Origin of the sequence: Fluoribacter dumoffii NY 23, assembly GCF_000236165.1 — a bacterium.
GTDB lineage: Bacteria > Pseudomonadota > Gammaproteobacteria > Legionellales > Legionellaceae > Legionella > Legionella dumoffii.
Genome location: NZ_CM001373.1, coordinates 231,773 through 252,346, shown reverse-complemented (window position 1 = coordinate 252,346; position 20,574 = coordinate 231,773). Strand labels below are relative to the sequence as shown.

Below are 20,574 nucleotides of genomic sequence, written 5' to 3'. Positions count from 1 at the left end.
ATTTATGCTGCGACGATCGAACGTTTATGTTTGACGAAATATTCAAATTCATCGCGAAAATGCTTAACAAAACTTTGTACAGGCCAAGCTGCTGCCTCACCTAATGCACAAATCGTGCGTCCTTCGATATTGTTCGCAACATTGACTAATTTCTCTACATCCCCAGGTTCGCCATGGCCTTCTTTAATACGGTGTAACAGACGAACCAACCAGCCTGTACCTTCACGACAAGGAGTACATTGACCGCAAGATTCATCCATATAGAATTCTGAAATACGGTATAATGCATCAACCATACAGGTGGTTTCATCCATAATGATTACGGCACCGGAACCTAATCCTGAACCTGCTTTCTGGATGCTGTCATAATCCATATCAAGTCCCATCATGACCTCGCCAGGTAAAACAGGCATTGAAGTCCCACCAGGAATTACTGCTTTAATTTTTCGACCTTTTATCACCCCGCCAGCGAGCTCAAGGAGGGTCTTGAAGGGTGTTCCCAATGGAATTTCGAAATTTCCAGGCTTGTTCACATGCCCGCTCACACTAAAACATTTCGCTCCGCCATTGTTTGGTTTGCCCAACTTTAGGAACCACTCACCACCCTTTTCCATGATCACCGGAACAGAAGCAAACGTTTCCGTATTGTTAATCGTTGTGGGTTTGCCGTATAAACCATAGTTGGCAGGGAATGGCGGTTTAAATCTGGGTTGGCCTTTTCTTCCTTCTAAAGAATTAAGAAGCGCTGTTTCTTCACCACAAATATATGCGCCTGCGCCTAAATGATTAAATAAATCAAAATCAATTCCTGAGCCCAAGATATTTTTTCCCAGCAAGCCTGCTGCATAAGCTTCTTTTAATGCAGCCTCCGTACGCTCATAAGGGAGCCAAAATTCACCGCGAATATAGTTATAACCGACAGTGGCGCCCATGGTGTAACCAGCTATCGCCATCCCTTCAATGAGTTGGTGTGGGTTTAATGTGAGTATTTCCCGGTCCTTACATGTGCCTGGTTCACCTTCGTCTGAGTTACACACTACATACTTTTGTACAGGAGTATTCCGGTTCATGAAACTCCATTTTAAACCTGTAGGGAATCCAGCACCCCCACGTCCTCGTAAGGCAGATGTTTTTAATTCATCAATAATCGTTTGTGGAGAAGTTTGTTCTTTAATGATTTTTCTCCAGGCACTATATCCACCAACGCTTTCATAAGCAGATAGTGTCCAAGGCTCTGGTAGATGAAATGTCCGATAACAAACTTGATTTAATTCAACCACGGCAACCACCTCTATCTTTTATTGGTATTGTTCCAACACTTTATCTATAGATTCAGGAGTTAGATTCTCATGATAATTTTTGTCCACCTGCATCATTGGGGCGTTAACGCAGGCACCTAAACACTCAACAGATCTTAAAGTAAAACGCCCATCATCGGTGGTTTCACCTAACTTTATACCCAATTTTTTTTCTAAATGTTCTACAACTGCAGCAGAGTCACGCAGCATGCAGGAGATATTGGTACACACATTTATAGAATGTCTGCCAACGGGTTTGTGTTCGTACATCGTATAGAAACTGGCTACCTCGTATACTGAAATAGGAGGCATTTCTAAATAATCAGCTACAGCATCCATAAGCTCCGTAGTTAGGTGCCCATGCTCTTCCTGAACAATTCTTAAAGCACTCATCACCGCCGATTGCTTCTGATCTGCTGGATATTTTGCTATCCAATGATCTATGTCTTTTATTCTTTGAGCTGATACCAATTGCTGTAATATTTTTGCTGAATTATCAGACATTTCTAAACCTTTATTAATTTATAATTGCAATTTCCGGCATGTTTTTTTCAGTTGAAATAACATTCCCATAAATTAACGATCAATTTCACCAAATACTATATCCTGACTCGCAAGGATAGCGACACCATCGGCGATCATATGGCCTCTCGTCATCGCATCATAGCTGGATAAATGTGCAAAACCAGGGGCACGGATTTTCAATCTGTAAGGCTTATTTGCCCCATCAGATACCATATAAATACCAAACTCACCCTTAGGTGCCTCTACAGCACTGTATACTTCGCCACGGGGCAAACAAAAACCCTCAGTAAATAGTTTGAAGTGATGGATTAATGACTCCATATCTTCTTTCATTACCACACGACGAGGTGGGGTAATCTTGTGATCCTCAATGCGAACAGGACCAGGGTTTGCCCTGAGCCATTCGATGCATTGTCTAATAATACGATTTGATTGTCTTAACTCTTCTACCCGTACCAGATAACGATCGTAACAATCACCAGTTTTACCTACTGGAATATCGAATTCTACTTGATCATAGGCAGCATAGCTTTGTTTTTTGCGTAAGTCCCAAGCAACTCCAGAACCACGGAGCATTGGACCAGTAAAACCCCATTGTAAGGCTTCTTCGGGTGAAACGACGCCAATGTCGACAGTACGCTGTTTCCAAATTCGGTTATCAGTTAACAGGGTTTCATATTCATCGACGCAATGAGGGAACCGTTCGGTAAAAGCCCACAGGAAATCGAGCAGGCTGCCATTACGATGCTCATTAAGTTTTTCAACTTCACGCTCATTATGCCATCTTGATGCCTGGTACTGCGGCATGCTGTCCGGCAAGTCGCGGGCAACACCACCGGGTCGGTAATAAGTGGCATGCATGCGTGCCCCGGATACCGCTTCATAACAATCAAATAAATCTTCCCGTTCTCTAAAGCAGTAGAGAAACACTGTCATAGCACCTATATCCAGTGCTATAGCACCCAGCCATAGCAAATGATTCAAAATACGGGTGACTTCATCAAACATGGTACGAATGTATTGCGCCCGTATTGGAGCTTCAATACCTAAAAGTTTTTCAATCGCCCGCACATAAGCATGCTCATTACACATCATAGACACGTAATCGAGTCTATCCATATAACCAATTGATTGCAGGTAAGGTTTAGTTTCTGCTAACTTCTCTGTTGCCCTGTGCAGTAATCCTATGTGGGGGTCCGCACGAACGATTGTTTCACCTTCAAGTTCTAGAACCAAACGCAATACTCCATGCGCTGCCGGATGTTGTGGACCAAAATTTAAAGTGTAATTCTTTAATTCAATCATTTTTCGACCCTTTTATCACCAATATATCGGTTATCTTCACGGATAACCTTGGGCACCAATACTCTGGGCTCAATATCTACTGGATCGTAGATTACCTTTTCTAATTTCGCATCATAGCGCATTTCAACATGGCCGCTCAGTGGGAAGTCCTTGCGGAAAGGATGTCCGATAAATCCATAATCAGTGAGGATACGTCTTAGGTCAGGATGGCCTTCAAACAAAATTCCAAATAAATCGTAAGCTTCACGCTCAAACCAATTTGCGCCTTTCCACAAATGATGCACAGAGGGGACTATAAGATGGGATTCGTCAACGAATACTTTGACCCGCAGACGATGATTTTTTTGGGTTGAGAGCAAATGGTACACTACAGCAAAACGCGGCTTGTCCAAAGTGTACGCTCTAACTTCTTGGCGCTCTACACCCCGGGAAAAACCCCTTTCAGTTGCTATTTCTGTTTCCCAGTCATAATCCCCATACAGTAAATAATCCACGGCACAAAGATCAATAAGTTGATCAAATCTAAATGCTTCCAGATCACGTAATTCCAACATCGTTGCTTTTAGATTGGAGGCGCTGCACTCAATAGTCACTTCATCACAAGCAACCGTTATCTCATTAATATGGTTCGATAATTCGCTTTTGAGTTGTTCAACCAAATAATCATTTTTAGCCATCTATTTGTACCTTTGATGATCTTAAGCTTCTAAGATTTTTTTATGCCTGATTTTATTCTGTAATTGAATAATGCCATACAATAGTGCTTCAGCAGTTGGAGGACAACCTGGCACATATACATCTACCGGGACAATACGATCACACCCGCGAACTACTGAGTAGGAGTAATGATAATATCCTCCGCCATTTGCACAGGAGCCCATAGAAACAACCCATCGAGGTTCGGGCATTTGATCATACACTTTGCGTAAAGCAGGGGCCATTTTATTGCATAAGGTTCCGGCAACAATCATTACATCGGATTGGCGCGGACTGGGGCGAAAGATAATTCCGAATCGGTCTAAGTCATAACGTGACGCGCCTACGTGCATCATTTCTACTGCACAACATGCCAAACCAAAAGTCATAGGCCACATAGAACCACTACGCGCCCATCCTAGAAGTTTATCGACTGAAGTCGTTACAAAGCCATTTTTTTGCAATTCTGCAACCGCCATAGCTAGCCTCTAAGCAGTTAAATATTAATAAAAAAGTATCACCTCTGATTTTTCTGCCTCTTATTGAAGCGGCAATCAGAAGTGAATTTGTTTTTGCACTCTTAAATTATTCCCACTCGAGTGCGCCTCGTTTCCATTCGTAAATAAAGCCAATAACCAAAAGTCCTAAAAATAACATCATTCCGGCAAAACCAAACCAGCCGATTTTCCGTAAGGCCAGAGCCCATGGAAAGAAAAATGCAGTTTCCAAATCAAAAATAATAAATAATATCGCTACCAGATAAAAACGAACATCAAATGGGATATGCGAACTTTCAAATGCACCAAAGCCGCACTCGTAAGGAGCATTTTTGGCACTATCAGGTTTGTGCTTTGAAAATAAGGCACCTGCCCCTATCATTGCTACACCTAAGGCCAATCCGATAATTATAAAAATTAGAACAGGTAAATATTGAGATAGCATTTTTTCACCCTGCACGGATTAAAATGGTGCCGAAGGCCGGACTCGAACCGGCACGGCTTTCGCCACCGCCCCCTCAAGACGGCGTGTCTACCAATTCCACCACTTCGGCATTTTCTTTTAGAACTTATTTAGTCTACTGATTTCATTCGGCAATCTGCTCTAATAATCGAAGTTCAATTAGAACACCCCGCTCGAAACAACTGTACCTAAACAAGTCTCATTCTTTTACTTCATCCTGTGCTGCCCTTCGGCAACCAAGAATATTTATTTATTCTTTTTACTGTTATCTACAGGTACTGGAATTGAATTCGCAGGTACACTGGTTTGCTGAGGCAGTATTTGTTGATCTGCTTTTTGATATTGAACAGACACCAAATAGGATAACAATAAGCTGGTAACAAAAAAGGTCAGCGCCAAACCACCAGTTAGTTTAAATAAAAATCCGCCTGTCCCTTGGCTTCCAAATAGTGTATTTGAAGCTCCTGATCCAAAGGCTGCACCTATATCAGCACCTTTACCATGTTGGATAAGAACCAGGCCTATCAAGACCACAGCAACGATTACATGAATCATTAATATCAATTGATACATTTCACAATTTCCACAAACTGTTTCGCGTTCAACGATGCGCCCCCTACCAAGCCTCCATCTACATCTGGCATGGCAAACAATGCCTCGGCATTGTTTTCGTTTACACTCCCTCCATAAAGAAGTGGTAAGCGCTCGGCATCGCTATGATTAATTTCTGCAATCAGTTTTCTAATAAACTGATGTACTTCCTGTGCCTGTTCTGGTAACGCTGTTTTTCCTGTACCTATTGCCCAAACAGGTTCATAAGCTACGATACAATCACGAAAACACTGTTTATCGTTTTCACTTACTGCGAGTATTTGCTTGGCAATTACTTGCTCTGTTCGCCCACTTTCACGTTCTTCCAGCGTTTCACCAACACAAAGAACCGGTATCATATCATGTTCTTTTACATGGTGGAATTTTTGCGCCACAAAATTTTCATCTTCGTGAAAACAATGTCTTCTTTCGGAATGTCCCACCAACACATAGCGGCAATTATAATCTTTCAGCATAGGTGCTGATATCTCACCAGTATAGGCTCCAAAATCTTTGGGATAAATATTTTGGGCACCTATTTCAATTTTACATCCAGCAAGTACATTCCGAACTTGAGGAATATATATGGCGGGAGGCATGACAATCACTTGGACATTGTGAATAGGGTTGAGCAATTCTCTAAGCTCATTGCTTAATTGAATTACCTGCTGTAACTGACCATTCATTTTCCAGTTACCAGCAACTATTTTTTGTCTCATCTAACCCCCTCGCTTTCAACTGCGGACTATACCCAAACTCCTTGCTGATGTGTAGTCTTATTATGATTTTTTTATTAAAACCCTTGGCAGGTATAAAAACCATAAGAGCAATTTTACTACTGAGTATGCAAACTTCTCTCAATTTGACTTATGTCATCACAGAGCTTTTGCGCATGTTGTTGTACTAAAGATGCGTCTATGCCTTCAACCATAACTCGTAATAAAGGTTCAGTTCCTGAGGGTCTGAGTAAAACGCGTCCTTCGCCATTTAAGCTTGATTCCAAAGCTTTAACTACCTGAATTACTTGCGAATGTTCTGCAAGCAGGTTAGCGTAATTGGTTTTTAGATTAACCAAGCTTTGTGGTAATAACGTGATTCCTTGAATCAGTTGTTGCAATGATTTGCCTTGTTTTACCATAATCGACAAAACTTGTAATGCGGCGACTATCCCATCTCCTGTGGTGGTTTTATCCAAGCAAACAATATGCCCAGAAGTTTCCCCGCCTATTTTCCAATCTTTTTCCCGTAATGCTTCCAGGACATAACGGTCTCCTACCCGGGTACGTACAAATGGGATTCCCAAGCTTTTAATCGCCATCTCCAAGCCATAATTGCTCATTTGGGTGCCCACAACACCCCCGTTTAAAACACCACGTTGATGTCGGTCTTTAGCGATAATATAAAGGATTTGATCGCCATCGATTAAACGTCCATCCGAATCGATTAGCACGACGCGATCTCCATCACCATCGAGGCCAATGCCAATGTCTGCACCGGAGCTTATTACTTTTTGTCTTAATAATTCCGGCGATGTGGAGCCACAATCCTCATTAATGTTAAAACCATCGGGACGATTGCCAATAGAAATAACTTGGGCGCCAAGCTCTGAAAAAACATTAGGTGCAATGTGATAGGTCGCACCATTTGCACAATCAACTACAATTTTTAAACCTGATAATCGGGTCAGCGACGGAATAGTCGATTTACAAAACTCTATGTAACGTCCGCTTGCATCATTAATGCGTGTTGCCTTACCCAGTTGTTCTGAAGATACCGTTTGCATCTTCTTGTCCAATTCTGCTTCAATCGCCAGTTCTACACTATCAGGCAACTTTCCCCCTTCGGAGGAAAAGAATTTAATCCCGTTATCTTCAAACAGATTATGGGATGCACTGATCACAATTCCGGCGTTGGCCCTAAGGGTTTGAGTAAGATATGCAATAGCAGGCGTGGGCATGGGCCCCAGGAGAGCGACATCGACACCAGCAGCTGAAAGCCCGGCTTCCAAAGCAGACTCTAGCATATATCCTGATACCCGGGTGTCTTTTCCAATAACTACTTTTTTGCGATGCCCGTTAGCAAGCACGCGGCCAACAGCCCAACCCAATTTCAATACAAATTCGGGGTTTATATTTGATAAACCCACATGTCCCCGTATACCATCAGTGCCAAAATATTTACGTTGACTCATCCTTAACCACCCTCTTATTAAGAATTTATAGCTTGCGTGAGCTGATAAACGTGCGCTTTCCCAATCATGGCGATCATATGCAACGCCTGATTTGTTTCATCTACATCATGCGTTCTTATAATCCCAGCACCTTTCAATGCTGCATAAACTGCGACCGCAATACTCCCTATCAAACGCTCACCCACCCCTTTAGCAAGTACTGCCCCAATTGTACTTTTACGAGATACCCCTAAAAGCAGAGGCATTCCAAATGTTGCAAAGCTATCAAGATTTTTAACTAAGAGCAAATTATCTTGTACTTGTTTTCCAAATCCGAAGCCCGGATCCAAGATTAAATTACTTTTTTTAATACCCGCACGCTCGCATGCAGCAATACGTTCTGCAAAAAAACGGGTTATTTCGACAAGTACCCCCTTGGGATAATGAGGTTCGTGTTGCATGTTGTGCGGCTCGCCTTGCATGTGCATCAAACACACAGGGACTGCCAGTTTTGCAGCAATTTCCAGAGCTCCTGGGGTGCGTAAAGCATAAACATCATTAATGAAGTTAGCACCTGCATTTACAGCGGCCTCCATTACTTCCGGTTTATTAGTATCTATCGAGATGCAGATATCTGAAGCAGCACGGATTTGCTCAATAACGGGGACTACTCTTTTTATTTCTACATCGATTGGAACGGTTTGCGCCCCGGGTCGAGTGGATTGTCCGCCCACATCAATTAAATCAGCGCCTTGGCTAACCAAATGAAATGCATGTTCACAAGCCCTACCCAGGGATAAAAATTGCCCCCCGTCCGAAAACGAATCAGGAGTCACATTTAATATACCCATAATTAAAGGCTTTTGTGGAAAACTATCCGGAGAAGGTTGGCATTGATGTTCAAGCCAACCTGAAAATTGATTTGCATTCACCTGCTTCTCTCACTAATTAGGCTTAGTGCTCTTCAGCAGGATTTACGATGACTTCGTGCTCTGAAGGCTTATCTGGGGAACCTTTACTTACATCAGCACCATCGAGAGGTTTAGATGAGCCCCAATCTTCCGGGGGAGAGGGCTCTTTACCTGACATAATCTCTTGTATTTGTTTGAGATCAATGGTTTCATATTTGATTAAGCTTTGAGCCATCAAGTGCAGTTTATCCATATTGGAAACCAGAATTTCCTTGGCGCGCTTATAGTTTCTATCAATAATTGCACGAACTTCATCATCAATTTGTTGTGCCGTTCTATCTGACATTTCCTTATGTTTATTCATTGAGCGTCCCAGGAATACCTCTTCTTCTTCCTCACCAAAGGTAAGCGGACCCAGAGTAGATAAACCCCAGGTGGTGACCATTTTACGCGCTATTTCAGTAGAACGCATAATGTCATTTGATGCTCCCGTGGTCACGCTTTCCGGACCAAAAATAAGCTCCTCAGCAATTCGGCCGCCAAACAAGCTGGATAATTGACTCTCCAGACGTCGTTTACTGTGGCTGTATCGATCCTGTTCTGGCAAAAACATAGTCACGCCTAAAGCACGACCGCGTGGAATGATAGAAACTTTATAAACAGGATCATGTTCCGGTACACTTAAACCGACAATCGCATGGCCTGCTTCATGATAAGCGGTCAGTTTCTTCTCATTGTCATCCATCACCATAGAACGTCGTTCAGCACCCATCATGATTTTATCTTTGGCTTTATCCAGCTCGATCATGCTTACTTTACGTTTATTGGCGCGGGCGGCAAATAATGCAGCTTCATTCACAAGATTTGATAAATCTGCTCCCGAGAAGCCAGGGGTGCCTCGAGCAATGGCCATAACATCTACATTGCTATCTACAGGCACTTTTTGCAAATGCACTCTTAATATTTGCTCCCGCCCCCGTATATCCGGTAAGGGGACGACAACCTGGCGATCGAAACGGCCGGGACGTAATAATGCAGGATCCAATACATCAGGACGGTTTGTTGCTGCAACTACAATAACCCCTTCACTTCCTTCAAAACCATCCATTTCGACGAGTAATTGGTTTAAAGTTTGCTCCCGCTCATCATGGCCGCCGCCAAGACCTGCGCCTCGATGACGCCCTACAGCATCTATTTCATCAATGAAAATAATGCAGGGAGCATGTTTTTTTGCTTGTTCAAACATGTCGCGGACACGGGATGCCCCAACCCCTACAAACATTTCGACAAAATCAGATCCTGAGATGGTGAAAAATGGTACCTTGGCTTCGCCTGCAACAGCTCGGGCTAAAAGGGTTTTACCGGTTCCAGGAGAGCCCACGAGTAATACCCCGCGTGGGATACGTCCTCCTAAATTCTGGAATTTGGTGGGGTCGCGTAAAAAGTCAACTAATTCCTTAACTTCTTCTTTAGCTTCATCTACACCAGCGACATCCGCAAAGGTTACCTTGACTTGATCTTCACCGAGTAACCGGGCACGTGAACGGCCGAAAGACATTGCACCTCGACCGCCCCCGCCTTGCATCTGGCGCATAAAAAATACCCAAACACCAATTAAAAGCAGCATCGGGAACCAGTTTATAAATAAATGGAGGAGGAAACTTTCTTGTTGTTTTTCCTGACCACTCACCTCAACTTTGCTTTTCAATAACTCCCCTAAAAGAGCGTTATCTTGCATCGGCATGTAAGTAACAAAACGCTTATTATCTTTTTTCGTCCCTTTGATGATTTTATCATCTTCGATGGTGACCGAATTCACCATACCTTGATCGACTTCTTTCAAAAACTGGCTGTAAGAAAGTTTCTCAGCAACCGAGTTTCGAGGGCCGAAATTACTGAAAACTGAGACAAGCACTATCGCTATAATCAGCCATAAAAACAAATTCTTAACCATGTCGTTCAAAGTATTAACCTCGTTAGTGACGTACAGCTTTTATTTTATGATCGAACTCTTAAATCATAAAGTTACTATAAATTATATCCCTTTGCCAGCAAATAGGTTTCTTTTGAGCGAGCTCGAGAAGCTGAAGGCTTTCGAATCACGACTTTTTCAAAAGAAGTTCTTGCCTGTTTTACTAAATCATCAAAGCCTGCCCCATGAAAGATTTTAATAAGCATGGAGCCACCTGGCCTTAACATTTTTGCTGCAAAATCAAATGCCAGTTCCACCAAATACATCGCACGCGGAATATCGATTGCGGTAGTACCACTCATATTTGGGGCCATATCGGATAATAACAAGTCCACACCACGCTCTGGAATTATGTCCACCAATTTGCGTAACACTTCATCCTCTCGAAAATCACCCAGAATAAAATCTACATCGGGTAAAGAATCCATCGGCAATATATCCAAGGCAATAATGTGTCCTCGCCCTTGCAATCGTTCAGAAACATACTGGGTCCACCCTCCTGGAGCTGCACCCAGGTCGACTACGGTCATTCCAGGTTTGAGCAATGATTCTTTCTCATCTACTTCTTTTAATTTGTATACGGCGCGACTGCGATAGCCTTCTGCTTGTGCTTTTTTTACATAAACATCATCAAAATGCTCTTGCAGCCACCGTTTGCTGCTCTTAGTACGCTTCATAAATTTATTTATGAGTATCAATTTGACCTATGATACTGAATTTCACTACCTTTTCCCAGCAAAACGTGCAATAATTTACCATTTTATCACTTAAGCTCCAAAATAATTGCGTTATTTGGAGTTATTAAAGGAAATTACAGTGGATAATTCACTCAAAAAATCACTTAAAGCCCAGGCGCATCATTTAAAGCCTGTCGTTCTTCTGGGGGCAAAAGGATTAACGGAAGCAGTTATTGCAGAAACTGATGTGGCTTTGCTCGCCCATGAGTTAATTAAAGTGAAAATTAATGGGGCTGAAAAAGAAGACCGGATTATGATGGCAAGCGAGCTATGTGAGCAATTGCATGCAGAACTTATCCAGATGATTGGCAATACCGTAATTATGTATCGTAAAAATGAAGAGAAACAAGGGTGACAGAACTGCTAGTATTGTATACACTAGATTTTATTGTTTAGCAAAACACACATATTCCCTTCTGAATCCAATCATAAATAAAGAATGAAAGGTGCGGACCAGTAAGGGATTATTAAATTATCGTATGGCCTATGATATTGAAATTCATTCCAAATGTTCTGACTTTATTGCGTCTGCTATTAATCGGGCCTTTTCTATTTTATTTATATAACCATCAATATGTTATTTCTTTTTATTTATTCATACTCGCCGGTTTAAGTGATGGTTTGGATGGCTTTTTGGCGCGAAGTTTTAATTGGCAGAGCTTTTTTGGCTCATTTGTTGATCCCTTGGCGGATAAATTATTAATCGCATCCAGTTTTATCTCTTTAGCCTTGATTGGCATGCTTCCCTGGTGGTTAGTTATTCTGGTGTTTCTCAGGGACTTGACCATTTCCCTGGGGGTTCTTGCCTGGTATCAATTTATTCGTCGTAAACTGGATTTTCAGCCGACATTGCTTAGTAAAATAAATACTGCTTTGCAATTAACACTGGTTACTTCCTGTTTATTTGAATTAGCCTATTTTGCCTTTCCTTCCTATCTTCTTAACGGACTGATTATTTTAACAACATTTACGACAGCATTTACCTACATTGATTACATTTGGACATGGGGCAGAAAAGCATGGCCCAAAAAAGAACCATCATAATGAATAAGCAGTTAGCGCTCGCTATAAAATTAAATGATGAGGCCACCCTAGCTGATTTCAATTGGGGAGAAAACAAGCTGCTGCAGCAACAAATAAACAGCATGCTTACCAACAAAGAAGAGCGGCTGCTTTATCTTTGGGGTAATACCGGTAGTGGAAAAACCCATTTACTACAGGCATGTTGTCAAGCCGTTAGTTCAACCCAGTCCGCAATCTATCTCCCTTTGGCTCTTCTTAAGGAGTGGGGGCCGCAAACTATAGAAGGACTTGAGGATCAAGAATTAATCTGTATCGATGATATAAACCTCATTGCCAAAGATTCCGCGTGGGAAGAAGCTTTATTTCATTTGTATAATAAAGTGAAAGACATGGAAAAAAGCATTTTAATTATTTCGGGAAATCAATCGCCAACTACGCTTCCCATCCAGTTGGCGGACTTACGGTCGCGATTAAGTTGGGGTTTGGTCATTCAGTTAATGGAATTGAATGATGAAGATAAAATCAACACCCTGAAGCTGCATGCATTGAAACGTGGGTTTGCTTTGCCAACTAGCGTGGGACAATTCCTTCTAAATCGATGTTCGCGCAACATGCACGATTTACACCATTTACTTAATCGTTTGGATGATGCATCCCTTGCAGCACAAAGAAAAATAACCATTCCGTTTGTAAAAGATATTTTGAATATTTAGAAGCCGGAGGGAGTATACTGCCTCAACGAGGCCCTACTTGCCAACTACAGACACAAACAGGACTTATCTAAATCCTCCAAACTTTCGTCAATGAAGAGTGCAGGGGTTATGGATTTTTTGGGGGTTAAATCCGAAGGTTTTAGGAAAGAATAATTGTTAGTACTTGCTTTAATGCCTGGCAAGAGTTGCGGGACAAGCTCCTCCCCAAACTGACGTTCCTGAGTGAAAACACCTTGTTCCGAAGGCATTGTTCGACCAGTGATGCGGGATATGCTGATGATATTCCTTTCCAAATGATTTAATTTTTTGCTTTCTTTAAGAATCAAATCCTCATCACATAGTTTCTGGATGTTTTCCTCATCCAGACCAAACCAGCTGCTCACCAGCTTGCTGAGCTCTGGACGCTCAACATACCAATACAAACTCAGGGCAGCCAACCCCACAAGCGTACTAAAAATAATTACAGGCCAAAAAGCCGGAATTGCACTCCCCATGAGCGTTAAGGTAAAAACGGCTACAGACTGGCCTGCAAAAAAACCACTTCCAAAGAAGAGTATGGCCGAGCCTACAGACATAAGTGTTTTGGCTATTTCCATATTTTCACTATGAAGCGCCCGGTTAAGTTGAGAACTGGCTTCAGCAAGGGATAAAAAACATGTTTTTAAAATGGAAACTATTTGTTCTTGTTCTTGCAAAACGTTTGCAGGCAAATCGCAAAAACAGTATCCATTTATTTTTTTTCTTATGGATTTAATCATCTGCAACTGCAATAAGTATGCATCTAAAAGTTTATAGGAGTCATTAATCCTAACTCCCAAGGCATTCGATACCTTTATGAGGTCAAATCCACAAAAAACAATAACAGACAGAAATGAAAAAACGAAACCAAACCCAAAAATAATCGATGGAGACAACTCGAAAATACTTAACATAGTATAAATACCATCAAATCCCTGGCAAGCAGCCACCAAAATGCCGGCTGCTGTAAGTAATCCAAATTTAATTTTGTCCATAACTGACCGATTTTCCTCTTCGGTGCGCTTTATATTATCTACGTTTAGAGCATCACATAAATCATGTAACAACTCATTCTGTAAGGAAACAAAAGCCAATTCCGTTTTTGGTTTTTTTGAACTCTGGGAATGCCTAATCCGCTCCCTACTTAACCAATAAGCTAAATCGTCAAGATTTACTGCACTAGGGAGGGCAGGAAGCTCATCGAGGGAGACACCCGAAGCTAATAAATATTTTCTTAGCAATTTTTGAGTATGCAAACGGAGTACAATATTCATTTTCTTCATAATTGCAGCTGAAGTGAAACGGAAACTGTAATCTGGGAAATCCCTTTTTTGCTTTCGTTTTGCTCAGCATACTATTTTTTCAACTTTATTACCTACTAATGCACAATAGTACAATAAAACCCATCTAGATGAACATAGTTTACTCACTAAAAATGGCGCAACACGTTACAAACAGCTTGCTTTTTTGCCTAATAAATAGCCATGAAGTATAATTAGTGTACGGACATTGACGAGGGAGCGACTATGAGAAAACTGGTTATCGCAGCACTGGTGTTTGTACCTACTCTCCTTTTAAGCGGTTGTTATGTTTCTGCTTATCCAGGAGGCTATTATTATTCCAGCTATTCTCCGGGTTACTATTATCCAAGTGGATATTATTATTCTGGATGGCGTCATCATGGTGGTTGGGGATATTGGGGTGGCCGCGGCTGGCATGGCAACTATTATAGAGGATGGCATGGTGGTGGCTGGCACGGAGGACATCACCACTGGCGATAAAATTAAATTCAGCTAACCTAAATTCCTAATGAATTTAGGTTAGCTTGCAGCAAGTAAAAAACTTAGTTGGATTACAAACTAGACTGACTCATAAAACACCTGGAGACAGAGTATTCTGCTTCTCGTGCTTCTTGATGTAAATCTGTCTTTTTTACAGCGATGTATCGACTTAATCGTGGAGATAATAACCACATGCAAAAAGCAATAATTAAAGTGACAATACCGATAACAGCAAATACGTGGGTATAAATCATCAATGACTCCACCCCCGGTTTAATGTGCTCGGGTAGCGCTGTATATGAAGCCACTGTAGCCCCAATAAACCCTGCAATTGCGGAAGTTAAAAACCACATTCCCATCACAAAACCTGCAATTTGCGCCGGCACCAGTTCTGCTACCATAGCAACACCCAGTGCAGAAACCAGTAGTTCACCAAGACTTTGAAACAAATAACTTATAATTAACCACCATGAAGAGACCATGCCATGGTCCACATAAAAATAACGCGCAAAAAAGAGCATTAGAAAGCTCAAACCACACATGGTCATCCCTAAAGAAAATTTGAAAGGGATAGAAAATTGAATTCCTTTTTTGTTGAGGAAATCATAAAAGTAAGCCAGTACCGGGCTCATCAATACAATCCAGATGGGATTAAGCGCTTGAAAGCTTTGCGCATCAATTGTGATTCCAAAAAAGACCGGGATTACATTATTCACTGCAAATAAATTCAATGATGTGGGCATTTGTTGATATAAAGTGAAGAAAATGATGGCTTCCAGCATCAGTACCAGAGCAACCAGCATCCGCATTCGGATAATCTTACTTTCTTTACGCGTCATTAATAGGTAATACACAATAACGGCAAGGGTAATGAACCAAAACAAATTTTTAGCAAGCATCACATGTTGTAATAAATAGGCGGAACATTCCGTCAAGAGAAAGATACCAACAAATATCAAAATCCATTGAAAAAATGAGATAGTTCGTTTATCAGCGTCCGTATTGATGTGGGCGACATATTGATGTTGCAGCCAGTAATTAGCCAATCCCATGAGCAACCCAATTGCACTCATCATATAAGCATACGAATAGCCATAACGACTTGAAATGGCAGGCCCTGCAAATAGGGCGATCATACTTCCCAAATTGATTGCCATATAATACAAAGTAAAGCCCCCGTGTAAGCGAGGATCATTTTCCTGATAACACTTTGCCAGCAAATTCGAGGGATTCGCTTTGAATAATCCATTCCCCACGCAAATTAAACCTAAAGCAAAAAAAACGTTTTCTTTATTTGTAATCGCCAGGGAGAAGTAACCTGCAGCCAAAACAACCAGTCCAAGTATAATAGTGCGTTTGGTCCCTAAGATCCTGTCTCCTAAATACCCTCCAATGACCACCATGCCATAAACAAGGGCAGAATAAGCACCGAACGTATAATAAGAAATCGTGTCGTTATAACCTAAGTAACGAATAAAAAATAAAGTCAAAATCCCTTGTACCGTATAAAATCCAAACCGCTCCCATAATTCCAGCATAAAAATCATGTGAAATGCACGGGGTTGCTCGCGAAGGATATTCAGCATGAGGTTTCTTCCTTTGGGGGGGTAAATTTTTAAATTAAAGGAGTTTTTAGTATTTTGCAATGAACTTTTTAAACTTTAAAATAAGAAAATTCCAAATTGAAGGTACGGGCGCATCTGGGGAAAAGAGCTTGCATGCAAGCCGATTAGTAGTTCATATCAGGCAAGTCGCAAGCCAAATCCTGAGCACCAGGAGATTCCTCCACTTGAAATATTGAGGCAGTACTTGTTGATGAATAGTCAATCCCTTCAGGAGGGGTGTTTTTAAAAGATGCGCGTGCCTTCTCTTTGCTCCCAAAAAAACGTTCAAGCATAAAGTCCGTTGAAAGTTTATTGTCCTTTGCATTTGTTTCGATGAGATCGTCATTTGTTGGGCCCTCGCTTCCGCTGGTGCGCAGCAATCCTCGTATCCATTGAGCCCCAGATAGAAACAATCGGGCCGCAACATACGTTAATGAAAGCACTGAAACTGCGGTTAAAATGCCTAAACCAGCAAGCGGAAAATATAAAGAAACAATCAAACCTATCAAGCCTACTGCGGATAAACTAAAACCAACCCCTTTGTCAAAGACTGCTCTGAAATTTGCGTCCTTAAGTTTTTTGTTTAAATCCAACTCCGTAAGCTTAAGGTTGAGTAAATCCCGTTTTTGGAGCTGATAATTTTCATATATCAATCCCACTTGTTCACAAAAGGAAATGAAATCCATTTCCGTATCCAGTTTGTCTAAAGCACTGTTGAGTTTTCTCGCATTCTCCTGAATGGCTTTCATCTCAACTTCCGCGCTGTAAATTAGTTTTTTATTGACTTTTTTTGCTTCATGCAATGTGTAATATTCATAGGTTGTCCGCCCTAATAAAAATAAACTCAATGCTAGCGAGAGGGAGGTTGTAACAAAGGCGACTGCTACCGCGACGGCAGGAACAGCCATTGAAGTAATGGTTAGGGCTAAGAAAATCCCAGACAATAGCCACTTTGCATTATTCTCCTTGTTCACAGGCATTTCTGTATCGAGAAGATAGCAGGTCAGATAAACAAATGGGATAAGCAGAAAATCCAAGACAGCTAAAAAAATTGAGCCGAAACGTAAGCCTTGCAGTAGTGATTCTGTTGGCGGTACGTTCTGGAACTTTCTGACCGAAGAGCCTATCTGCATCATTGCTTTACTTGAATCGCCTGTGGTTTTAATCACTTTTGATACAAGTACTACCTTTTTTGAGGTGTTTGCAGGGTCGACAGAAATCGAAAATTCTGCATCATAATCGATTGAGGACTGTATTTCATTTAAAATTACTCTTGCTTCACTTAGAGTATTGGCAATCTCAAATTCTTTCACACTGGCCACTAATCACCCACTTTGGAGAAAATATATAATATACTATTTCTCCGGGGTTGTTAATTTTTTTACGAAACAAATGAGAACTTGCTAAGTCCAGGTCTATTCAACTATATTTCACTTAAATACAAAATAAATGCGGTAATAATAATCGTTATGTCTAAAAAAGCCCTTTATTTGGCAGGTGGCGGCGCTCGAGGCGCCTATCAAGCAGGTGTCCTGAAAGCGATAGGTCATATTTTACAAGTTAAAACCTTACCCTTTGAAATGGTCAGTGGAGTTAGCGTAGGCAGTATGAATGCGGCTGTACTTGCTGAAAATGCCGATGACTTTCCAACAGCACTGGATAAACTGGAAACTATTTGGAGTGAAATTCATTGCCAACAGGTGTATCGGGCCAGTAATTTGGCTTTAAGCAAATCGGTTGTCCGTAATATGAGTACGATGATGATTAAGCAACGGCAGGCAGCTCATTTATTGGATACCACCCCACTGAAACAAATGATTGCCGATGGTCTTGATTTCACCAAAATAGCTCAGAATATCAATAATGGCTTTCTCGAAACTTTGGAAATAATCAGTAATTGTTATGAAACACGGCAAACAATTTCTTTTTATGAGCACAATAACCCTGAATTTACCGACTGGAATTATCCACGACATGGTAGCAAGCGCGTCAGTTTCCAGGCAGAACATATTTTAGCCTCGAGCGCTCTGCCTTTATTTTTTCCAACAGTTCTGCTCGATGGTTTTCATTACGGAGATGGAAGTGTGGGGCTTGCCGCCCCCCTGCGTGGGTCTATTCGTTTCGAGGTAGATAAAATTCTTATTCTTGGAACGCGAGCCCTGCCTACATTTGTAGAACAGGAGAATTTGCGTAACCATGAGGATATTCCTTTTTCACATATTTTCGGAAATATGTTAAACGCACTGTTCCTGGATAATCTCGACCGTGACATTGAAATGGTCAACCGCATGAACGAAATTGCCATGTTGCTATCCATGTGGAAAAAACGCCGCTCTCCGTGGCGACCGATTACTACATTGCATTTGCGTCCCAGCAAAGACCTGGCTCCTTTGGCTCAAACCCACTTTAAAGCCTTGCCGACCTTGCTAAGATATCTCCTTAATTTTTTGGGAGAAAAAAAACATTCCGGCGATCTATTGAGTTTCGTGCTTTTTGAAAGTGATTTCACAAGAGAATTGCTTGAACTAGGTTTTCAAGACACCATCAATAATGCCAAGGAAGTCTTGGCATTTTTTGAATAGCAGCAAAACTGGTATAGAGTTCTGCACTCCTCCCAAGCCGCAAAAGAGGACAAAGTTTTTATTCTTTCGAGCAAAAGGTGAAGTGCGACAGAATTAATGCCGCCTTGCCGCGGGTACAACTAGCCTTTGTCTTCACATGCTGTGCGCAAAAACGTCAAAACCTCTTCAGTTGCGGGCATAATCCTGTGCCAAATAAAAAAGGCCTCTGCAGCCTGCTCGACCAGCATCCCTAAACCATCTGCAGCTTGGCATCCGGATTCTTGCGCATATTGGACAAAAACTGTAGGTGCATGCTGTTTGTACGCCAAGTCATAACAAAAGGGTTTTGTGGACATACATCCAGCAGGTAGCCCCACAAACTCCCCAACCAAACTTGCTGATGTTGCATTGATTACCAAATCAAATTGGCCCTTAATTTCATTAAATGATATACATTTTGTTTGCGGAAACGCTCCTTGAAATTCTTTTGTTTTAGCCAAAGTACGGTTTGCTACGATTAACTCCAAAGGATGCTGATCTAATAGAGGGTGTACTATTCCGCGTGCAGCGCCTCCTGCACCCAAGATCAATACTCGCTTATCTGCCACACTGAAATAGCGATTCAAATCACGAATAAAACCAATGCCATCGGTATTATCGGCATGTAACTGGTTGTCTTTTATCCATAACGTATTAGCAGCACCGGCTTTCTGACAACGGACACTGCATTGCTGTGCCATTTCAAAAGCTCGTTGTTTGAAGGGCAAGGTAACATTGAGCCCCTTGCCAGCCTGAGCAAAAAAGTCAGATACTAACCGCTCAAAGGATTGCTCATCTGCCTTGATTTTCTCATAGGTCAGTTGCACGTTTAGCTGCTTAGCAAAACGTTGATGAATTATCGGAGATAAACTATGCGCCACAGGATTACCAATCACTGCAAAACGTTGAGACATCTTCCCCTCCTGCTTTGTCTGATGGGTTGCTTTTTTACCAATCTTGCACTGGCTAAAAGCCTATCAATTAATGTTTACCTAAAATTAAAACCTGAAAACCATGTCAATAACCTGATCAAAGAGTTTAATCAATATTTAGCACAACAAGGACTATTAACAATCTTTCAGATTAAGCCTTATTTGCCTCATCACCCTCTGCATATCACGCTGTATCTGACCGACTATAATTCCCAACAAATCCCTGCCATTATCAAAAAAGCACAGGCACTGGCAAAACAACAAAAACCCATTGTTTTTTCCACTGGGAAATTTGTGCCCAGCCAGAGTGGCTACGTCATGTTGACTGTAGCACATAATAAGACGATACAAGAATTAAGCAATAAAACACTCTATGAGTTAGCACATTTACACGATCCCCAGGCAACGATACCTGCCTGGGCAGTGCATGACTCAGGCCGTCAAGCACTATTTCATCAATACGGCAGTCCAAGCGTTTTAAACTACTTTAAACCCCATTTTTCCATTTTTTTTGCAGAACACTTAAATAAGAAGCAAAGTACTCTTTTATATCAACAACTGCAAAAACTCATTTATCAATTCACCCAATCCCATAAAACGCAGGTTACGGGGTATGGCACGGCAATAGGGGTGGGATTGGCTGATGCCCAAGGACAAATTATCAAAGAGTTGGCGATTTTTTCTCTTGAGCCCTAAGCCGTTAAAACTAAATTGTTTTTAGAAAAAATGAGCAGCCTC

General features: G+C 41.5%; 22 protein-coding genes and 1 tRNA gene. 6 read left to right on the top strand and 17 right to left on the bottom strand.

All coding sequences use genetic code 11. From position 1 onward, the window contains the following. Positions 1-2 precede the first annotated feature (2 nt). From nuoF to rlmE, 13 genes are all read right to left on the bottom strand, one after another. Positions 3-1,280, bottom strand: a complete 1,278-nt coding sequence (nuoF, locus tag KYQ_RS01175) for an NADH-quinone oxidoreductase subunit NuoF (RefSeq protein ID WP_010652391.1) — start codon at positions 1,278-1,280, stop codon at positions 3-5. Positions 1,281-1,298: 18 nt separating this feature from the next. Continuing rightward, positions 1,299-1,802, bottom strand: coding sequence for an NADH-quinone oxidoreductase subunit NuoE (gene nuoE, locus KYQ_RS01170; RefSeq protein WP_019349468.1), 504 nt, complete (start codon positions 1,800-1,802; stop codon positions 1,299-1,301). 72 nt (positions 1,803-1,874) lie between these two features. Next, on the bottom strand, positions 1,875-3,128 hold the full coding sequence (locus KYQ_RS01165; RefSeq protein ID WP_010652389.1) for an NADH-quinone oxidoreductase subunit D: 1,254 nt from the start codon (positions 3,126-3,128) through the stop codon (positions 1,875-1,877). After that, on the bottom strand, positions 3,125-3,805 hold the full coding sequence (locus KYQ_RS01160) for an NADH-quinone oxidoreductase subunit C (protein ID WP_010652388.1): 681 nt from the start codon (positions 3,803-3,805) through the stop codon (positions 3,125-3,127). Before KYQ_RS01160 ends, KYQ_RS01165 begins: the two co-directional genes overlap by 4 nt. 21 nt (positions 3,806-3,826) lie before the next feature. Continuing rightward, positions 3,827-4,303 carry a NuoB/complex I 20 kDa subunit family protein gene (locus tag KYQ_RS01155; RefSeq protein ID WP_010652387.1) on the bottom strand — a complete coding sequence of 159 codons (477 nt, stop codon included), beginning with the start codon at positions 4,301-4,303 and terminating at the stop codon, positions 3,827-3,829. Between the two features lie 106 nt (positions 4,304-4,409). Then, entirely contained in the window at positions 4,410-4,766 is a 357-nt protein-coding gene (locus tag KYQ_RS01150; protein ID WP_010652386.1) for an NADH-quinone oxidoreductase subunit A, read from the bottom strand. A gap of 24 nt (positions 4,767-4,790) precedes the next feature. Beyond that, a tRNA-Leu gene (locus KYQ_RS01145) sits at positions 4,791-4,875 on the bottom strand. A 155-nt stretch (positions 4,876-5,030) separates the two neighbouring features. After that, positions 5,031-5,357 carry a preprotein translocase subunit SecG gene (gene secG, locus KYQ_RS01140; protein ID WP_010652385.1) on the bottom strand — a complete coding sequence of 109 codons (327 nt, stop codon included), beginning with the start codon at positions 5,355-5,357 and terminating at the stop codon, positions 5,031-5,033. After that, positions 5,345-6,094 carry a triose-phosphate isomerase gene (gene tpiA / locus KYQ_RS01135; protein WP_019349466.1) on the bottom strand — a complete coding sequence of 250 codons (750 nt, stop codon included), beginning with the start codon at positions 6,092-6,094 and terminating at the stop codon, positions 5,345-5,347. The genes secG and tpiA overlap by 13 nt, the downstream gene beginning before the upstream one ends. A gap of 116 nt (positions 6,095-6,210) precedes the next feature. Next, on the bottom strand, positions 6,211-7,566 hold the full coding sequence (gene glmM, locus KYQ_RS01130) for a phosphoglucosamine mutase (protein ID WP_010652383.1): 1,356 nt from the start codon (positions 7,564-7,566) through the stop codon (positions 6,211-6,213). Positions 7,567-7,583: 17 nt separating this feature from the next. Next, complete coding sequence (gene folP / locus KYQ_RS01125) at positions 7,584-8,477, bottom strand: dihydropteroate synthase (RefSeq protein ID WP_010652382.1); 894 nt, start codon at positions 8,475-8,477, stop codon at positions 7,584-7,586. A 22-nt stretch (positions 8,478-8,499) separates the two neighbouring features. Next, positions 8,500-10,410, bottom strand: a complete 1,911-nt coding sequence (ftsH, locus tag KYQ_RS01120; RefSeq protein WP_010652381.1) for an ATP-dependent zinc metalloprotease FtsH — start codon at positions 10,408-10,410, stop codon at positions 8,500-8,502. A 74-nt stretch (positions 10,411-10,484) separates the two neighbouring features. Beyond that, positions 10,485-11,105, bottom strand: coding sequence for a 23S rRNA (uridine(2552)-2'-O)-methyltransferase RlmE (gene rlmE, locus KYQ_RS01115; protein WP_010652380.1), 621 nt, complete (start codon positions 11,103-11,105; stop codon positions 10,485-10,487). Positions 11,106-11,244: 139 nt separating this feature from the next. Here rlmE and yhbY point away from each other — a divergent pair, with 139 nt between their 5' ends. The 3 genes from yhbY (at position 11,245) to hda (ending at position 12,901) form a co-directional block, all read left to right on the top strand. Beyond that, positions 11,245-11,520: a ribosome assembly RNA-binding protein YhbY gene (gene yhbY, locus KYQ_RS01110; protein WP_010652379.1), complete on the top strand. Its 276-nt coding sequence runs from the start codon at positions 11,245-11,247 to the stop codon at positions 11,518-11,520. A 131-nt stretch (positions 11,521-11,651) separates the two neighbouring features. Continuing rightward, entirely contained in the window at positions 11,652-12,209 is a 558-nt protein-coding gene (locus tag KYQ_RS01105; protein WP_010652378.1) for a CDP-alcohol phosphatidyltransferase family protein, read from the top strand. After that, complete coding sequence (gene hda / locus KYQ_RS01100; protein WP_010652377.1) at positions 12,209-12,901, top strand: DnaA regulatory inactivator Hda; 693 nt, start codon at positions 12,209-12,211, stop codon at positions 12,899-12,901. Before KYQ_RS01105 ends, hda begins: the two co-directional genes overlap by 1 nt. Positions 12,902-12,945: 44 nt before the next feature. On the opposite strand, the gene KYQ_RS01095 is transcribed toward hda, so the two are convergent. After that, entirely contained in the window at positions 12,946-14,193 is a 1,248-nt protein-coding gene (locus KYQ_RS01095; protein ID WP_019349464.1) for a hypothetical protein, read from the bottom strand. Positions 14,194-14,445: 252 nt separating this feature from the next. Between KYQ_RS01095 and KYQ_RS01090 the strand changes: the two genes are divergently transcribed. After that, positions 14,446-14,700 (top strand): hypothetical protein, encoded by a 255-nt coding sequence (locus KYQ_RS01090; RefSeq protein WP_172461310.1) that lies wholly within the window; start codon positions 14,446-14,448, stop codon positions 14,698-14,700. Positions 14,701-14,771: 71 nt separating this feature from the next. Here KYQ_RS01090 and KYQ_RS01085 read toward each other — a convergent pair whose 3' ends face one another. Together KYQ_RS01085 and KYQ_RS01080 are read right to left on the bottom strand one after the other, a co-directional pair. Then, positions 14,772-16,286: an oligopeptide:H+ symporter gene (locus KYQ_RS01085; protein WP_010652374.1), complete on the bottom strand. Its 1,515-nt coding sequence runs from the start codon at positions 16,284-16,286 to the stop codon at positions 14,772-14,774. Positions 16,287-16,429: 143 nt separating this feature from the next. After that, complete coding sequence (locus KYQ_RS01080) at positions 16,430-17,626, bottom strand: hypothetical protein (RefSeq protein ID WP_019349463.1); 1,197 nt, start codon at positions 17,624-17,626, stop codon at positions 16,430-16,432. Positions 17,627-17,773: 147 nt separating this feature from the next. Here KYQ_RS01080 and KYQ_RS01075 point away from each other — a divergent pair, with 147 nt between their 5' ends. Further along, positions 17,774-18,886 (top strand): patatin-like phospholipase family protein, encoded by a 1,113-nt coding sequence (locus KYQ_RS01075; RefSeq protein ID WP_010652372.1) that lies wholly within the window; start codon positions 17,774-17,776, stop codon positions 18,884-18,886. A 119-nt stretch (positions 18,887-19,005) separates the two neighbouring features. Here KYQ_RS01075 and aroE read toward each other — a convergent pair whose 3' ends face one another. After that, positions 19,006-19,818, bottom strand: coding sequence for a shikimate dehydrogenase (aroE, locus tag KYQ_RS01070; protein ID WP_010652371.1), 813 nt, complete (start codon positions 19,816-19,818; stop codon positions 19,006-19,008). A gap of 21 nt (positions 19,819-19,839) precedes the next feature. On the opposite strand from aroE, the gene KYQ_RS01065 reads away from it, so the two are divergent. Continuing rightward, positions 19,840-20,532, top strand: coding sequence for a 2'-5' RNA ligase family protein (locus tag KYQ_RS01065; protein ID WP_019349462.1), 693 nt, complete (start codon positions 19,840-19,842; stop codon positions 20,530-20,532). Positions 20,533-20,574 lie beyond the last annotated feature (42 nt).

Excerpts from the sequence above, each read along its gene's own strand:
- nuoE (WP_019349468.1), bottom strand. The coding sequence starts at position 1,802 with ATGTCTGATAATTCAGCAAAAATATTACAGCAATTGGTATCAGCTCAA.
- KYQ_RS01165 (WP_010652389.1), bottom strand. The coding sequence starts at position 3,128 with ATGATTGAATTAAAGAATTACACTTTAAATTTTGGTCCACAACATCCG.
- KYQ_RS01160 (WP_010652388.1), bottom strand. The coding sequence starts at position 3,805 with ATGGCTAAAAATGATTATTTGGTTGAACAACTCAAAAGCGAATTATCG.
- KYQ_RS01155 (WP_010652387.1), bottom strand. The coding sequence starts at position 4,303 with ATGGCGGTTGCAGAATTGCAAAAAAATGGCTTTGTAACGACTTCAGTC.
- KYQ_RS01150 (WP_010652386.1), bottom strand. The coding sequence starts at position 4,766 with ATGCTATCTCAATATTTACCTGTTCTAATTTTTATAATTATCGGATTG.
- secG (WP_010652385.1), bottom strand. The coding sequence starts at position 5,357 with ATGTATCAATTGATATTAATGATTCATGTAATCGTTGCTGTGGTCTTG.
- tpiA (WP_019349466.1), bottom strand. The coding sequence starts at position 6,094 with ATGAGACAAAAAATAGTTGCTGGTAACTGGAAAATGAATGGTCAGTTA.
- glmM (WP_010652383.1), bottom strand. The coding sequence starts at position 7,566 with ATGAGTCAACGTAAATATTTTGGCACTGATGGTATACGGGGACATGTG.
- ftsH (WP_010652381.1), bottom strand. The coding sequence starts at position 10,410 with ATGGTTAAGAATTTGTTTTTATGGCTGATTATAGCGATAGTGCTTGTC.
- rlmE (WP_010652380.1), bottom strand. The coding sequence starts at position 11,105 with ATGAAGCGTACTAAGAGCAGCAAACGGTGGCTGCAAGAGCATTTTGAT.
- KYQ_RS01105 (WP_010652378.1), top strand. The coding sequence starts at position 11,652 with ATGATATTGAAATTCATTCCAAATGTTCTGACTTTATTGCGTCTGCTA.
- hda (WP_010652377.1), top strand. The coding sequence starts at position 12,209 with ATGAATAAGCAGTTAGCGCTCGCTATAAAATTAAATGATGAGGCCACC.
- KYQ_RS01095 (WP_019349464.1), bottom strand. The coding sequence starts at position 14,193 with ATGAATATTGTACTCCGTTTGCATACTCAAAAATTGCTAAGAAAATAT.
- KYQ_RS01090 (WP_172461310.1), top strand. The coding sequence starts at position 14,446 with ATGAGAAAACTGGTTATCGCAGCACTGGTGTTTGTACCTACTCTCCTT.
- KYQ_RS01085 (WP_010652374.1), bottom strand. The coding sequence starts at position 16,286 with ATGCTGAATATCCTTCGCGAGCAACCCCGTGCATTTCACATGATTTTT.
- KYQ_RS01075 (WP_010652372.1), top strand. The coding sequence starts at position 17,774 with ATGTCTAAAAAAGCCCTTTATTTGGCAGGTGGCGGCGCTCGAGGCGCC.
- aroE (WP_010652371.1), bottom strand. The coding sequence starts at position 19,818 with ATGTCTCAACGTTTTGCAGTGATTGGTAATCCTGTGGCGCATAGTTTA.
- KYQ_RS01065 (WP_019349462.1), top strand. The coding sequence starts at position 19,840 with ATGGGTTGCTTTTTTACCAATCTTGCACTGGCTAAAAGCCTATCAATT.